Origin of the sequence: Rhizobium sp. RCC_161_2 (assembly GCF_041355235.1) — a bacterium.
Lineage (GTDB): Bacteria > Pseudomonadota > Alphaproteobacteria > Rhizobiales > Rhizobiaceae > Rhizobium.
The window spans coordinates 332380-347670 of record NZ_JBFUPL010000006.1 but is presented as its reverse complement, the minus strand read 5'-3'; the positions used below and the strand labels follow the sequence as shown (position 1 = coordinate 347670).

At 58.1% G+C, this 15291-nt stretch carries 14 protein-coding genes, 1 pseudogene, 1 riboswitch and 1 other annotated feature; of the genes and pseudogenes, 6 read left to right on the top strand and 9 right to left on the bottom strand.

The genetic code is table 11. The features are described 5' to 3' along the window. The first annotated feature begins 7 nt into the window (after positions 1–7). Positions 8–63, top strand: a sequence feature (sul1 is cis-regulatory element that is thought to sense ions involved in sulfur or methionine metabolism; They are found in Alphaproteobacteria). 70 nt (positions 64–133) lie between these two features. Next, positions 134–1600, top strand: a complete 1467-nt coding sequence (locus AB6803_RS18165; RefSeq protein WP_371110192.1) for a SulP family inorganic anion transporter — start codon at positions 134–136, stop codon at positions 1598–1600. 71 nt (positions 1601–1671) lie between these two features. Here AB6803_RS18165 and AB6803_RS18160 read toward each other — a convergent pair whose 3' ends face one another. Beyond that, positions 1672–1902: a hypothetical protein gene (locus AB6803_RS18160; protein ID WP_371110191.1), complete on the bottom strand. Its 231-nt coding sequence runs from the start codon at positions 1900–1902 to the stop codon at positions 1672–1674. 81 nt (positions 1903–1983) lie between these two features. Between AB6803_RS18160 and AB6803_RS18155 the strand changes: the two genes are divergently transcribed. Continuing rightward, a complete protein-coding gene (locus AB6803_RS18155) occupies positions 1984–2121 on the top strand; it encodes a hypothetical protein (protein ID WP_371110190.1) in 138 nt (45 codons plus the stop codon). Positions 2122–2184: 63 nt separating this feature from the next. On the opposite strand, the gene nrdF is transcribed toward AB6803_RS18155, so the two are convergent. The 5 genes and pseudogenes from nrdF to AB6803_RS18130 form a co-directional block, all read right to left on the bottom strand. After that, entirely contained in the window at positions 2185–3174 is a 990-nt protein-coding gene (gene nrdF, locus AB6803_RS18150) for a class 1b ribonucleoside-diphosphate reductase subunit beta (RefSeq protein WP_371110189.1), read from the bottom strand. 16 nt (positions 3175–3190) lie between these two features. Further along, positions 3191–5344, bottom strand: coding sequence for a class 1b ribonucleoside-diphosphate reductase subunit alpha (gene nrdE / locus AB6803_RS18145; protein WP_371110188.1), 2154 nt, complete (start codon positions 5342–5344; stop codon positions 3191–3193). After that, positions 5314–5727, bottom strand: coding sequence for a class Ib ribonucleoside-diphosphate reductase assembly flavoprotein NrdI (nrdI, locus tag AB6803_RS18140; protein ID WP_371110187.1), 414 nt, complete (start codon positions 5725–5727; stop codon positions 5314–5316). The genes nrdE and nrdI overlap by 31 nt, the downstream gene beginning before the upstream one ends. A 14-nt stretch (positions 5728–5741) precedes the next feature. Then, entirely contained in the window at positions 5742–5963 is a 222-nt protein-coding gene (gene nrdH, locus AB6803_RS18135; RefSeq protein ID WP_371110186.1) for a glutaredoxin-like protein NrdH, read from the bottom strand. Between the two features lie 250 nt (positions 5964–6213). Continuing rightward, a riboswitch (cobalamin riboswitch) is annotated at positions 6214–6441 on the bottom strand. 42 nt (positions 6442–6483) lie between these two features. Beyond that, positions 6484–6627 (bottom strand): annotated as a pseudogene (locus AB6803_RS18130) (hypothetical protein); the annotation flags it as partial. Between the two features lie 250 nt (positions 6628–6877). Between AB6803_RS18130 and AB6803_RS18125 the strand changes: the two are divergent. Then, a complete protein-coding gene (locus AB6803_RS18125; protein ID WP_371110185.1) occupies positions 6878–8959 on the top strand; it encodes a carboxy terminal-processing peptidase in 2082 nt (693 codons plus the stop codon). 402 nt (positions 8960–9361) lie between these two features. Here AB6803_RS18125 and AB6803_RS18120 read toward each other — a convergent pair whose 3' ends face one another. Continuing rightward, positions 9362–9922, bottom strand: a complete 561-nt coding sequence (locus tag AB6803_RS18120) for a hypothetical protein (RefSeq protein WP_371110184.1) — start codon at positions 9920–9922, stop codon at positions 9362–9364. A 90-nt stretch (positions 9923–10012) separates the two neighbouring features. Here AB6803_RS18120 and AB6803_RS18115 point away from each other — a divergent pair, with 90 nt between their 5' ends. Beyond that, entirely contained in the window at positions 10013–10696 is a 684-nt protein-coding gene (locus AB6803_RS18115; protein ID WP_371110183.1) for a hypothetical protein, read from the top strand. A 99-nt stretch (positions 10697–10795) separates the two neighbouring features. Then, on the top strand, positions 10796–11218 hold the full coding sequence (locus AB6803_RS18110) for a hypothetical protein (RefSeq protein WP_371110182.1): 423 nt from the start codon (positions 10796–10798) through the stop codon (positions 11216–11218). A gap of 127 nt (positions 11219–11345) precedes the next feature. Here AB6803_RS18110 and AB6803_RS18105 read toward each other — a convergent pair whose 3' ends face one another. Both AB6803_RS18105 and AB6803_RS18100 read right to left on the bottom strand, forming a co-directional pair. Then, positions 11346–12656, bottom strand: coding sequence for a sigma-54-dependent transcriptional regulator (locus AB6803_RS18105; protein ID WP_371110181.1), 1311 nt, complete (start codon positions 12654–12656; stop codon positions 11346–11348). Then, positions 12653–14404, bottom strand: coding sequence for an ATP-binding protein (locus AB6803_RS18100; RefSeq protein WP_371110264.1), 1752 nt, complete (start codon positions 14402–14404; stop codon positions 12653–12655). Before AB6803_RS18100 ends, AB6803_RS18105 begins: the two co-directional genes overlap by 4 nt. 353 nt (positions 14405–14757) lie before the next feature. Here AB6803_RS18100 and AB6803_RS18095 point away from each other — a divergent pair, with 353 nt between their 5' ends. Continuing rightward, positions 14758–15267 carry a hypothetical protein gene (locus AB6803_RS18095; protein WP_371110180.1) on the top strand — a complete coding sequence of 170 codons (510 nt, stop codon included), beginning with the start codon at positions 14758–14760 and terminating at the stop codon, positions 15265–15267. Positions 15268–15291 lie beyond the last annotated feature (24 nt).

Here is a 15291-nt window from a genome sequence, read left to right as displayed (position 1 = left end):
CACTCACCACGGACCCGGTGAAACTCCGGGTGGCTCTTCTGGCCGCCGATCCGCCAGACCACGCAAAACCTGCATGCCATCCAAACAACCGCTCAACGGAGCGTGTTCGCCATGCTTTGCGAGAACTCATCCTATGCAGCTTTCATCCATCCGTCGGGATTGGTCCGCCAATCCCATGCGCGAAATGCTCGCTGGAGCAGTCGCGACATTCGCGCTGATCCCCGAGGTCATCGCCTTTTCCTTTGTCGCGGGTGTCGACCCGCAGGTCGGCCTGTTCGCATCATTCGTCATCGGCATCGTCATCGCCTTTACGGGCGGCCGCCCCGCGATGATTTCGGCGGCGGCTGGATCGGTGGCGCTTGTTGCCGCCCCGCTGGTCCACGCACACGGGCTGCCTTATCTCTTCGCTGCCGGATTATTGGCGGGCGTTTTTCAGATCCTGTTCGGGCTCTTGCGTCTGGGCGTCCTGATGCGGTTCGTTTCAAAGTCTGTCCGCACCGGCTTCGTCAACGCGCTGGCGATCCTGATCTTTGCGGCGCAGCTTCCGCATATCATCGGGGGAGACTGGATCGCCTACACCATGCTGGCCGCTGGCCTGGCAATCATCTATCTGGTTCCGAAGGTCACAAGGGCGATCCCCTCGCCGTTGATCTGCATTCTCATCCTGACCATCGCCTCGATAAGCCTCCAGCTCCCGGTCATGACCATCGCCGACCTTGGGAAACTGCCGGATTCTCTTCCGGTCTTTGGCTGGCCCGCAGTTCCGTTGACATTGGAAACACTGAGGATCATCGCGGGGCCAGCGCTCGCCATCGCCATGGTCGGCCTGCTCGCATCGATGATGACGGCCAGCGTCGTTGACGATCTCACCAACACTCCGAGTTCGAGGAACCGGGAATGCACGGGCCTCGGCATCGCCAATGCCGCCGCAAGCCTGTTCGGCGGGATCGCCGGCTGCGGCATGATCGGCCAGACCGTCAGCAATGTGAAATACGGCGGACGCGGACGTCTCTCCACCCTGTTTGCGGGGGCCTTTCTGCTGGTACTGATGGTCCTGCTGAAACCATGGGTGTCTCAGGTTCCCGTGGCGGCACTCGCGGCCATCATGGTGATGGTGTCGATCGACACGTTCGATTGGTCGTCATTGCGCGCGGTCGTCATTCATCCCAGAATGTCGAGTGCAGTCATGGTCGCGACCGTTCTCGTTACGGTATTCAGCACCAATCTGGCCCTGGGCGTGACCGTGGGCGTCCTTTTGAGCGGCGTTTTCTTCACCTCCAAGGTCGCCCGCCTATTGCGGGTGGAAACCGAAAAGGATGCTTCGGCCGGTCGTTTGACATATCGCGTTTCGGGTCAGGTCTTTTTCGCGTCCGCGGATGTCTTCATCGAAGCCTTCCATATTCAGGACGTGAGCGGCATGACAGTTCTGATCGACGTATCAGAAGCGCACTTCTGGGATATCACCGCGGTCGCAGCCCTCGATAAAGTCGTGCAGCGCTTCAAGGCGCATGGCATTTCAGCGGATGTGGTCGGCCTCAACCAGGCGAGTTCGACGCTCATCGGACGCCTCCAGGGGTCGCCAAAGCTGCAAAAGGGATGAGAATTGTTGCGGCCAATCCGCTATATGCCCGCGCGCGATTTTGCCGCCGCCCCGTCGCACGCTCGCAGTCTTTATTTTGGAACGCCGTGCGCCGGACCTTCATCCTTGACGTCACGCGGTGTCGGCGTGGGGATGACGCCGTGCTCAGGGTCCGTCACATCCTGCCCCTTCGAGCCATCCTTACCTATTGTAAGCTCCCGATCACGGGTCTCGCGTCTGACGTCCCGCAAGTTCCTTGCCTCTTCGATGATAGAGGTGAGTTCCTCTTCGGAAAAGTCGGATAGATCAAATGTCTTGGTCATAATAGCCTCCTGGATGGCTCGGTTTCTCCTGAGCTAAACGCACAACTTCATGAAACGACCCAAGGGTGTCGGGAAATTTTGATGAAACAACTCAGTCCGGGCCGAAGAGATCAACCCGACGTCGAGCTGGCTGCGGACCATCGCCTTGGCGAGGATACCGCGAAAGCCACTCGCCAGCCGACTGCGGCTGAAGCGGCCGGCTGGCAGAATCCACGTTAAACTTATCCTTGATCTGCAAAGGCCTAATCGTCGTGCGGTCCTCGCTGACTGACAGATATGAAATCAGAAGTTCCAATCCTCATCCTCGGTCGCCACCGCTTTGCCGATAACATAGGACGATCCCGAGCCTGAGAAGAAGTCATGGTTCTCGTCCGCATTCGGCGAGAGCGCCGACAGGATCGCCGGATTGACCTTGCAAGCCTCGGGCGGGAACAATGCTTCATAACCGAGGTTCATCAGGGCCTTGTTGGCATTGTAGTGCAGGAATTTCTTGACGTCCTCCGACAGGCCGACGTCGTCATAGAGCGCTTCGGTGTATTTTGTCTCATTGTCATAGAGCTCGAGCAACAGGTCGAAAGCAAAGTCCTTGATCTCCTGCCGGCGCGGTTCCGGCAGCCGATCCAGGCCCTTCTGGAACTTGTAGCCAATGTAATAGCCGTGCACGGCCTCGTCTCGGATGATGAGGCGGATCATGTCGGCGGTATTCGTCAGTTTCGCCCGGCTTGACCAGAACATCGGCAGATAGAAGCCGGAATAGAAAAGGAAGCTTTCGAGAAAGACGCTGGCGACCTTCTTCTTCAGCGGATCGCCGGAGGCATATTGCTCCATGATCAGTGCGGATTTGCGTTGCAGGAACTCGTTCTCCTCCGACCAGCGATAGGCGTCGTCGACATCCGGCGTCTGGCACAGCGTCGAGAAGATCGATGAGTAGGACCGCGCATGTACCGCCTCCATGAAGGAGATGTTAGACAGCACCGCTTCTTCATGAGACGTCTCCGCATCCGCCATAAGCGTCACCGAACCGACGCCGTTCTGTATCGTGTCGAGAAGCGTCAGGCCGGTGAAGACGCGGATGGTAAGCTGCTGCTCCTCGGGTTTCAGCGTCGCCCAGGAAGGGATGTCGTTTGAGAGTGGCACCTTTTCCGGCAGCCAGAAGTTGCCTGTCAGCCGGTTCCAGACCTCCAGATCCTTGTCGTCTTCGATGCGGTTCCAGTTGATGGCGCGCACTGCTTTGGAACGCTTCGGCGTGTTGGTTTTCAGTTGGATGTTCATCTTGTTCCCCAGGGTATCAGAGTGCGCAGGACACGCAGCCCTGCACTTCCGTGCCGGACAGCGCCATCTGGCGAAGGCGGATGTAGTAGATGGTCTTGATGCCCTTCTTCCAGGCGTAGATCTGCGCCTTGTTGATGTCGCGGGTCGTCGCGGTGTCGCGGAAGAACAGCGTCAACGACAGTCCCTGATCGACATGCTGGGTGGCAGCAGCATAGGTATCGATGATCTTCTCAGGCCCGATTTCGTAGGCATCCTGATAGTAGTCGAGATTGTCGTTGGTCATGAAGGCAGCCGGATAATAGACGCGGCCGATCATGCCCTCCTTGCGGATTTCGATCTTCGAGACGATCGGATGGATAGAGGAGGTCGAGTGGTTGATGTAGGAGATGGATCCCGTCGGCGGCACCGCCTGCAGGTTCTGGTTATAGAGGCCCGATGTCATCACGGCCTGCTTCAGCTCCAGCCAGTCTTCCTGCGTCGGAATGTCGATGCCGGCAGTTTCGAACAGTGTCCGCACCCGCTCCGTTGCAGGCTTCCATTCCTGTTCGGTGTATTTGTCGAAATAGTCGCCAGAGGCGTATTTCGAATTCTCGAACCCCTTGAAGCTGCGCTCCCTTTCCATTGCCAGGCGGTTGGACGCGCGGATGGCGTGATAGGTCACGATATAGAAATAGATATTCGTGAAATCGACGCCTTCTTCGGAGCCATAGAAAATTCGCTCGCGAGCGAGATAGCCATGCAGGTTCATCTGGCCGAGGCCGATCGCATGGCTTTCGTCATTGCCCTTTTCGATCGAGGGCACCGACGAGATGTGGCTCATGTCGGAGACTGCCGTCAGCGCTCGTATTGCCGTCTCGATCGTCTTGCCGAAGTTGTCTGAATCCATGGCTGCGGCGATGTTCAAGGAACCGAGATTACAGGAAATATCCTTGCCCATATGCTCATAGCAAAGATCGTCCCTGTAGGTGCTAGCCTCGCTCACCTGAAGGATTTCGGAGCAAAGGTTGCTCATGGTGATGCGCCCGGCGATCGGGTTGGCGCGGTTCACCGTGTCTTCGAACATGATGTAGGGATAGCCGCTCTCGAACTGGATTTCGGCGATCACCTGGAAAAATTCGCGCGCCTTGATCTTCTTCTTGCGGATACGGTTGTCGGCCACCATTTCGCGGTACTTCTCCGTCACGGAAATTTCCGTGAACGGCACCCCATAGACGCGTTCGACGTCGTAGGGCGAGAACAGGTACATGTCCTCATTGTTCTTCGCGAGTTCGAAGGTGATGTCGGGGACGACAACGCCGAGCGACAGCGTCTTGATCCTGATCTTCTCGTCGGCATTCTCGCGTTTGGTGTCGAGGAACCGCATGATGTCGGGGTGATGCGCGTTCAGATAGACCGCGCCCGCCCCTTGCCGCGCACCGAGCTGGTTGGCGTAGGAGAAGCTGTCTTCCAGCAGTTTCATCACCGGAATGATGCCGGATGACTGGTTTTCGATATGTTTGATCGGCGCGCCGGCTTCGCGGATGTTGGTGAGTGACAGTGCGACGCCGCCACCACGCTTGGAAAGCTGAAGCGCCGAGTTGATCGAGCGTCCGATGGACTCCATATTGTCCTCGACGCGCATCAGGAAGCAGGAGACCAGTTCGCCGCGCTGCTTCTTGCCGGCGTTGAGGAAGGTCGGGGTCGCTGGCTGGAAGCGGCCGGCAATGATTTCGTCGACCATGTCCTTAGCCAGGGATTCATTGCCCTGCGCCAGGGTCAGCGCCACCATGCAGATGCGGTCCTCGTAGCGCTCGAGGTAACGCTTCCCGTCGAAGGTCTTCAGCGTGTAGCTGGTGTAATATTTAAAGGCCCCGAGAAATGTCGGGAACCTGAACTTCTTCGCATAGGCGTGATCGAAGAGATCGCGCACGAAATTGAAGGAGTACTGGTCGAGAACCTCGCGCTCGTAATAGCCCTCGGTCACGAGATAATCGAGCTTCTCCCTGAGGTTATGAAAGAAGACGGTGTTCTGGTTGACGTGCTGGAGAAAATACTGCTTCGCCGCCAGCCGGTCCTTGTCGAGCTGGATTTTGCCATCCTCGTCGTAAAGGTTCAGCATCGCGTTCAGCGCATGATAGTCGAGCTGCGTTTCGATGGCCTTCACCGGGCGTTCGAGTGTGAGCGTGTCCAAAATCGTTCCAATCCATCTCTGACATTGGCGACGTCCTCTTCCGTGCCGATCAGCTCGAACCTGTAAAGATACGGCACATGGCATTTGGCGGAGATGATGTCGCCGGCGATCCCGAAGGTCGCTCCGAAGTTGCTGTTGCCCGCGGCGATCACACCCCGGATGTTCGATCGGTTTTCCATCTCGTTGAGGAAACGGATCACCTGTTTTGGAACGGCTCCCTTGCCGCCATCGCCCGAATAGGTCGGGAGAATGAGGACGAAGGGCTCCCGGATATGAAGAAGGCCCACTGCGTTCTGGGAGATGCGCAACGCTGGAAGACCAAGCTTCTGAACGAAACGATGAGTGTTCTCGGACCGGCTGGAGAAATAGACGATCTGGCCCATCGATGGTTCTCCCATCAGGCAAGCGCGCTGATCATGTCGGGCCGGAATCCCACCCAGTGTTGTTCGCCGGCGACGACCACAGGCACCTGCCTGTAACCAAGTCCCTGGACAAGTTCATAGGCGGCGGTATCCGTGGAGACATCCACGACCTGATATTCGATCCCCTGTCGATCGAGCGCGCGGGTGGTGGCCGTGCACTGGACGCAAGCGGGCTTGCTATAGACGGTAATGCTCATAATTTTCCTCGTATGAGTTCGAAAGACATGCGGGATCGATCAGGCATCCGTCGATGCCCGTGCGAAAAATCTGAAATGAGGATGGACGCGCCTCGACGACGCGCGGCTAGGCCCGGTTACTCGCGCTTGCGCTTGACTGACAAACTGGACATGGACTTCACCCCGAAGTTGGCTCATGCGGGACATACGGGGGCAGCGGCATATGCGGAGCTCATTCCGCACATAAACGCGACCTTCCGGACACCCCGCCCGTGGACGTTTTGTTTGAGGCAGGTCTCCTGGCTCGCGGGTCGTTGCATCCATCCTCGCCTTCCCGAAACATCATGCTTCAGTGGCTTTCAGTGGATAGATGCTCGCCGCTTACAGTTGCGGGGGCAGCTCCGGCATTGCGGCGCCCATAATGGGCGGTCACGCACCGTATTCCCGTCTTAGCCTCCAATCCTTGCGAATCGGAAGAACCTCGAACACTACATATAGTAGACGAGGTTAAATTCTCGTCAACGACTATGATAGGGACCCATCAGAAATTGGTGGGGAATAACCGGTGAGGGACCAGATGGGCCGAACGCCGGAGCTTCCAGTTGTCGGCCCGAAGTTTCCTCACGTCATCAAGCAATGTCGCTTTATCGCTCTTACCGGACCAATAGGCTTCGAGCGCGAATTTGAGTTCGCGGTGTCAACACATATAAACATATGTTTATTTATTGATATCTTGACTGCCAGACCCGCGCACGCTCAAACTTGGCGAAGAGACAGAGATATCGTCAGGAAACTTCATCAGATTGACGTATTGCCGGGCGGAGGCATTCCGGAAATCTTTCTGGAAGAGCATTAGTCTAGTTGCCAAAAAACCATAATTGTTCCACCAACATTACACATTAAACACTCAACGTTGAGAATCGGATCAAAGTTCAATGCGTATACAATACGGTTTCCTCTGCATATTCCTGGCAATTGCGCCGTCGGCATACGCCCTGGAAGCCGGCTCGCCGCCAGTTTTGACGCCGTTAGAGCAACAGGCACAAGCTGCTCATTTGAGCGCGCAATTTCTCGAGCGTTTCCATTATAAGCCCGTTCCGCTTGATGATGCCTTGTCGGTCAAGGTCATGAACCGGTTTATCAAGTCTCTGGATCCGGACCGTGCCATCTTCCTGCAGACGGATATCGACACGTTCATGGCCAGTAGCACCAAGATCGATGACGCCATCAATCGGGAAGACTTGAATATCCCGTTTTCCGTTTTCAACGTTTATGAGCAGCGCGTCGTCGATCGCATGAGCTACGCGCGCAGCCTGCTCGGCCAGAAATTCGACTTCAGTGTGCAGGAAGACTATCCCCTGATTCGCGACAAGGAGCCTTGGCCGAAATCCGATGCGGAAAGCAATGAGCTGTGGCGCAAACGCGTCAAGAGCGACTGGCTGCGCTTGAAACTGGCGGGCAAGACTGACGCGGCCATTCGCGATACGCTCGACAAACGTTACAAAAACTCCCTCGATCGTGCCTACAAGTACAAAAGCGACGATGTGTTCCAGTCATTCATGGACGCCTACACAACGTCGGTTGACCCGCATACCGACTATTTCGGTGCCAGCGCTTCGGCTGAATTTGATATTTCCATGAAGCTGTCGCTGGTTGGTATCGGCGCGGTCTTGCAGGAAAGAGACGACTACACGACGATCCGTGAACTCGTGGCCGGCGGCCCGGCGCAATTGTCCGGTAAGCTTGCGGTCGGTGACCGCATTACCGGTGTCGGTCAAGGCGAAAACGGCGCGATAAAGGAAGTGGTCGGCACGCGCCTTGACGAAATCGTGCAGATGATCCGTGGCGCGAAGGGTTCGGTCGTGCGCCTGGATATCTTGCCAGCGGATGCCGGGCCGGATGGCAAACATCGCCTTATCAGCCTGGTGCGCGATAAGATCAGCCTCGAAAAGCAGGCTGCCCAGAAGACCATCCTGTCGGTAAAGGATGGCGACGCCACGCGCAAAATTGGTGTGATCACTCTGCCGGCGTTTTATGAGGACTTCGAAGCGCGTCGAAAAGGCGACAAGGATTACAGAAGCGCAAGCCGCGATGTCGCCAAGCTTCTTACTGAGCTCAACCAAGACAAGGTCGACGGCGTTTTGATCGACTTGCGCAACAATGGCGGTGGTTCGCTGTCCGAAGCGATCGATTTGACCGGCCTGTTCGTTGGCAAAGGCCCGGTGGTTCAGCAACGCGATGCGGACGGCAAGGTCGACGTGGAAAGCGACGATCTTCCCGTGCCTGCCTGGACTGGTCCGGTTGGCGTGTTGATCAATCGCGGCTCGGCATCGGCCTCCGAGATTTTTGCCGCAGCGATACAAGACTATGGTCGAGGGGTGATTGTCGGCGAACCCAGTTTTGGTAAGGGCACCGTGCAGACCGTGGTCAATCTCGACCAGGTGGCCCGCAACAGCAAGCCGAAGTTCGGCGAGCTGAAATTGACGGTTGCCCAGTTTTTCCGTGTCAATGGCGGCACGACACAGCTGCGCGGCGTGACGCCTGACATCAGCCTGCCGGGCCTTTCGGACCCTAAGACCTTTGGCGAGGCGAGCTATGACAATGCTCTGCCGTGGACTGAGGTCAAGCCAGCCAACTATAAGCCCGATGGCGATATAAAGGCATTGCTGCCGCAACTGCAAAGCCGCCACGATGCCCGCATGCAGAACGATCCGGATTTCCAGCGCTTTCTAGACGACATCGCCGAACTGAAGGCGCAGCGCGAGAAACGGGTTATCTCCCTCAATGAAACCGAACGTCGCAATGAACTGCTTGCACAGGCAAATCGTCTTAAGTCACGTGAGAAAATAAACGACGGTGTGGACACCGGTGAAGACGACGGCCTGCAGGCGAACGAGCGGAGCCTGAGTGCTGATATTGCCCTTGAAAAGGCCCGCAAGAACGCAAAGGACGTCCTGCTGAACGAGGCCGCCTCCATTCTCGCCGATGAGGCGGATCTGCAGACGGGTGTGCGCTGAAGACTACCGCGCAACGTAACGCGGAATTTGAGCATATTGGGGTGTCCTCCATCGAAAGAGGCAACGAAACAGTTCCATGCCGACAATGGGATGCTGCCGGTCCGTATTCTCGGAGCCACCGAGGTGTGGCAAACTCATATCGATGGGCATGGCGGGCCCTTGCGCAAACATCGGCCTTGATGGCGAATGCTTCCCGCGCCGTGCAAGGCCCGTGTTGATGCGATCACTAGAGCAATTCCAGGAAAAGTGCGTAGCGGTTTTCCGTCCGAAATTGCGTAGAAACAAAAAGCTAGAGCGCTTCAGTGATTCCGTGAAGCGCTCTATCGGGCCGAGACGCCGCTCTTGCCGCCGAATATTCAATCGCTCCCGCGCGTTTTAGAGGATAGACATCCAACAACCTCGTCAATCGGCCTCGCCTCCGCCCGAACCGGCCGGCACGCGGTCGGCATCGGCAATAAGCCGGATGCGGGCGTCGATGTGCGGCACGTTTCCCTCGCGAACGCATTTGCGCTTTGGGTCCTGCATTGCCCTTGCCGCATCCTCTCCCATGACGTTCAGCTTTTCCACGAAAGCCGAGAGAACGTTAAGTCGCCATTGCGAGGGGTTCTCGTAGCTCTTAGCCCGGTAGTCGAGCAAGACGTCGCGAAGGCTATATTCGCTATGCTTCCCGCCGGGCGCCGGTTTGGCGTAGCTGTCGGCAAGGCTCGCCAGCTCCTCCTCAAGCTTCGACATGAAGGACAAGGCACGCCGCCAGCGGTGTTCGTTGAAATCGAAATCCTCGACAAGCCGGCGGCCGGCGTCGCGGCCATATCCGGCGAGCCTTTCGATCATAGCCGGCGGCATCTTAAGGTTCATGCCGCCCTCGTTCTTCTCCAGCCTTATTTCCACGATGCGTTCAGCATAGCCTGGAAGTTTCGTCTGCAGCGTGTCCTGCCAGTCCTTGGCCGTATCCACGATGGACATCAGAAAACCAAGCACACCATCGATGGCACGCACCGGCAACGCGGTCGTCCGGGTACGCGCGTTGCTCGGCAGCCAGACCCTCAGCCGGTGATGACGTTCCTCGCTATATTCGGCGAGTGTGATCCCCAATGTCGGACGGCCCGGCAGGAATTCATCGAAAAAGTGGATCGGGAAATTGCTGGAAATGCCGCCGTCCGAAAAAATGCATTTGCGGATTCGATAATCGCTATTTTCAGATGTGGAATCGTCTTCGGGCTTGATCTCGTCATCGAAGCGATAGAGTGGAACGGCACGAATCAGACCGGGAAAGCTAAGCGACATTCGCGCCACCAGGAGGACGGGCATATCGTTGTCGACAGGCAGCTTGTAGAGGTCATCCGGGATATCGTCCCGCCTCGTTTCCAGGCGGTCCTGCTCACGCACGAGATAACTAACCACGCGGCTTGGAAAGAGTTCCTCGAATTCCCTCTTGCTGAAATAGTGAATATGGGTCCGCAAGGGCAATTGGTATGGACGGCCAGTCGACAGATCCGTGGTCATTGCGGCAACGCTCACGCCATGGGCCTGCAATTGCCCCACTGTCAGCGGCCTATCCGGCCTTCCGTCGCGACCGACATTGCCGGCAATTTCGTCAATCCGGTCGGCCATCCAGTCGGTGAATGCCGGACCCTTGCTGCCATTCTGCGTCAAGCCGGGGCAGAGACCGTAGTTCTCGTTCGGCAGGTCGATGGTCAAAAGGCGATAGAGCCTGTAAGCGACACATCCGATGGATAGCAACAGGCTCAGGACGATGGCGAACAGAGCAAGCCAGAGGTCTTCGCGCAAAATCCCGCCGATGACACCGGCGAGCGCGACGATCGCCCCAAGCATCCATTGCCTGGCAAAGATCCTAAAATTCGCCCCGATAACAGCCAGCAGTTTGTTGCCGTTCTCGCCAGCCTCGATTGCGGCAATCATCAGGCCGTAGAGAGGCTTCATCTTCGGCGACGGCTGAAACAGCGTTCCCATGTCGCTTGCCAGCGTTCCGGCGACGTCCCGGATTTTGTCGAAACCCGCCATGCTGCCGTTTTCCGCCTGCCGATGATATTCCGCCGCGGCTGCAAAAGTCGCCGCGATCGCACCGGCCGAGGTGCCGCCAATATTGCGAAGCCGGTAGCGTGTCGCGATCTCCGCGATCGCATGGGGATAGACCACACCGGAGGTGATCCCGCCTTTCATGATCAGGTCACACTCTTCCATCACCACCCCTCCGCAGTATCGATACCGACCGAAATTGGATCAGATCGACGATACTGATGGAGGCAGCGACAAGCCAACACTATCTGCCATTGCTCGGTTGCCTGGCTCCCGGTGCAAATCGCCAATCAATGAATCGCGAGACGATCATGCTCTTTCGGGAGGCCCTGCAATCTCATTCACCCTATCAGCTGCGGTTCCTGAAAGCCGCCCCATCGATACCATGGCGCTGCAGTCGGGCGTAAAGGCTTCGCCGCGGCAGCTTGAGGGCTTCGGCGGCCTGGCCCACATCTCCCTGGGCGCGGTTGAGCGCCGCCTGGATGATCCCGATCTCGAAGCGATCCATCTGCTCGGAAAGTGAAAGCCGGTCGCCATCGCTGTCGTTGGCAAGCCCGAGACCGAGCACGGTTTGCGTTGCGAAGTTTCGCAACTCGCGAACATTGCCGGTCCAGTTGTCCGAGATCAACCGCGCTTCGATCGCGGCGTTGATCGCCGGGCGCGGGCGCCCGAACTGTTTGGCGGCCTCACCGATGAAATAGGCAAAAAGCAGCCCGACATCCGCCCGCCGCTCGCGCAGAGGCGGAATTCGCAACCGCACCGTCTCGAGCCGGTAGAGAAGGTCGGAGCGAAAGCGCCCATTTGCGACGGCGCCGGCAAGATGGTCCTTGGCCGCGGCAACGATCCGCAAATCGACGGCGCGCGGCTCCCCCCCAACCGAGGGCAGCTCGCGCTCTTCGACCACCCGCAACAGTTTCCCCTGCAATGCCGACGACATGCTGTCGATCTCGTCCAGAAAAAGCGTGCCTCGGTCCGCATCGGCGATCCGCCCGCGCTGGAGCCGGTTGCCGAACAGCGCGTCGTCAGCGATAGCGTCGGGCAGAGCCGCGCAGTCCACGGCCACGAAGCGCCGGGCGCGGCGCGCACTCCAGCGATGCAGGAGCTGCGCGACGAGTTCCTTGCCCGTCCCGGTCTCACCTTCGATCAGCACGTCGACATTGACGCTCGCCAGCTGGCGAATGGTCTCACGCAGCCGAACCATGACGGGCGTTTCGCCAAGCAATGGCAAACTCTCTTCGGCCTCGGCCGCCGCTTGGCGCAGGCGGCGATTTTCAAGTACCAGACGGCGCATCTCAAGTGCACGGCGCACGCTGGCGATCATATGATCGGTGGCAAACGGCTTCGCGATGAAATCGAACGCTCCCTGCTTCAGCGCAGCCACCGCCATGGCAATATCGCCATGCCCCGTCATCAGGATGACCGGCAGTTCCGGATCACGGGCCAGAGCGGCATCCAGCACGCCGTGCCCATCCACGCGCGGCATGCGGATATCGGTGACGAGAATGCCGGGAAAGTCGGCGTTCAGGCTCGCCAAAGCGGAGTGCCCGTCGCTATAGGTCTCGATATCGAGCCCGGCGATTGCAAACGAATCCGCCAGTGCGACACGAAAGGCATCATCGTCATCGACGAGCATTACGCGCAACGTTTCGATCTGTGTCATGCTCGTCTTACCTTAACAGCAAAAGCCGCGCCTCCGAGAGAGGACGGCATGATTTTGAGCGTGCCGCCCAGCTCGGCAACAATGTCGCGCGCGATACCGAGCCCAAGACCCAGACCGTCGGGTTTGCTGGTCACGAACGGACTGAATATCTTTTCGCCCAACTCGGGATCGATACCAGGGCCGTTGTCGGCAACGACAAGCGTGGCCGATGTCTCATCCTCGTTGACACTCACGACAACGCGCGGATCGGGACGGCCTGTCACCGCGTCCAGCGCATTCTGGAGCAGGTTCACAAGCACTTGTTCCAGTTGGACCCGATTGGCAAGCACATCCAGCTGGCCGGGCTTCGGCAAATCAAGCCGCACCTGCGCATTGCGAAAGCGATCGCCGATCAGAAGCAGCGCACCCTCGATCATCCCATCGAGGGATACCCGGCCGGTCTCCCCCTTCCCGCGCCGCGCAAAACGCCGCATTTCCTGCGTGATCGCACCGATGCGGGCCGTCAGGTCGACTGTCGTGGCCAGATTGGCGGCAACACGATCCATGCGGGCATTTGCCAGGTGATGCTGCGCGTTTTCTGCAAGGGTGCGGATCGTCGCCACGGGCTGATTGATCTCATGTATCAGGCCGGCGGTGATCGAACCGAGGGAGGCCAGCCGGTTTGCCTGCGCGAGCTCTTCTCGCGCCTCGCGAAAGCGGCGATCTGCGTGTTCGCGTTCGGCCATCTCGGCGCTCAACTCGGCGGTGCGCGTCGCGACGGCGGCTTCAAGCACCGCCCGGTCCGCGGCGATCCGCACCGCACGGGTCACGCGCCAATAAATCGTGACGGCAAGAGCAACCAAGACAATGGTTGCGGCAATTGAGATCAACCAGGCAAGGTCGTGTGCCTCGCCTAACGCCGGCGCGGCCCCGACCACATGGATCAGCCTCAACTTCGTCTCGGCGATCGGCTCCTCGACAGGCATCAGCACCGCGCCCGACGGATCACGCATCATTCCGTGCGCATCGAAGCTATGGCGGCTAGGCTCCAACGGCATATGATTGAACTGGCCGCTCTGTTCAATCTGCGCGCGATCAACCGCTGAAAGCGGCCGGAAAGTACGCAGCTCCTCTTCCGGATCGGTGGACGCAAGGACAATACCGCGCGGATCAATCACGAAGGTTTGGCCTGGATCATCCGCCCAGACATGAAGCAGCGCTTGAAACTCGTACTTGACGACCACCACTCCGAGCGCACCCTGCGCATTGCCGACCCGCCGTGAAAGAAACAGGCCCGGGCGTCCGCTGAGATCGCCAACGGCATAATACTCTGCCGAACCGTTGGACAATGCTTCGGTAAAATAGGGACGAAACCCATAGTTGCGACCGACAAAGCTTTCCGGTGTATCGGCATTCGAGGCAGAGATGACCCGCCCATTGCCGTCGATGATGTAAATGACAGGCGCGCCAGTCTGCGACGCCAGGAATGCAAGCTTCTCGTTGAGGCGTGCCGCTACGGCAGGCGATCCGCTGGCCAAGGCATCTTCAAGATCGCTGTATTCCCCAAGCGCCACGGGGAGCAGCCGATACTTTGCCAGCTCACTATCGATAAACCGGCTTTGCTGACGGGCAACGAGTCCTGCACTCGCTCCTAGCCGCGCGAGCGCTTCCCTTTCCGTCCATGAGGTTGCCAGGCCCCATAGGCCCGCCATCAGCAGCAAGATTGCGATCGGCACCGCAAACTTGGTTTTCAATGAGACACGCTTCATTTGTGCAGGATACTGCAATCCCCACTCTTCGGCTATGCAAGATTTTGCACGAAATTACATTGCGCTGCAGCGCAATCATTAATTTATTTATGCTAAAACAGTAACTTAGTCCGAATGATCGACGCATACTGGCGGCCGGAGGCGATCTCGCGCATTGTGCGCAAAGTGTCGAAGTATTGGGCCTGCTGGAGAAGAAGGGTCATGTTGTCGGACAGTGAAGGCAATTTCCGCACATTGACGGCGCCTGCAAAAAGCGAGGTGCGGTGCGCTCTCTTTGCACTGCCTGACCAGACTCCGCTGCAAAATTCGTGGCTTGCCGAATCTGGCTACGGTAACCTTTGGCAGGAGCGTTGATGCGCGATTTGGGCATTTTTTGGGCGACGCATTGGCATCACGTTGGCCTCGAAAACAACTGCGGCCTTGAAGGCATTTCTAACACGCGCAGCCATGGTATCGACATGCATCCCCCGTTCCACGCCGCCAGAGCCAGCGAATATTCTCCGGGCAAGTACCTGCCTGGGCTGACGAGCGATGACGAGCCGCGGATCCCTCTTACCGGCAGAATTCCAGCCTTCGGCACGGCCATTGCCGACAGGAGCAAGAAGGCGAAGTGCCAGAGCGACGTAACAAACCATAAGTTGCAGTTCGTCAGCGGTATAGCGGTGGCGAACCCTGGCAAGTCAAGGAGATCGATCAGACCCTCACTGGGCTTCACTTCGGTGAAGACGGCCTATTCCACGCTGAAAGGTTTCAAAATGACGCGTGCGTTGAACACAGACCAGACGACAATCTGGCGATATGGGGACTGCGCCATGGGAAGAAACTGTCCGATCAACGGGCTGTTCGGCATCTACGCGGTCTGAAGCAGCAACCCAAACCCGTTCTGC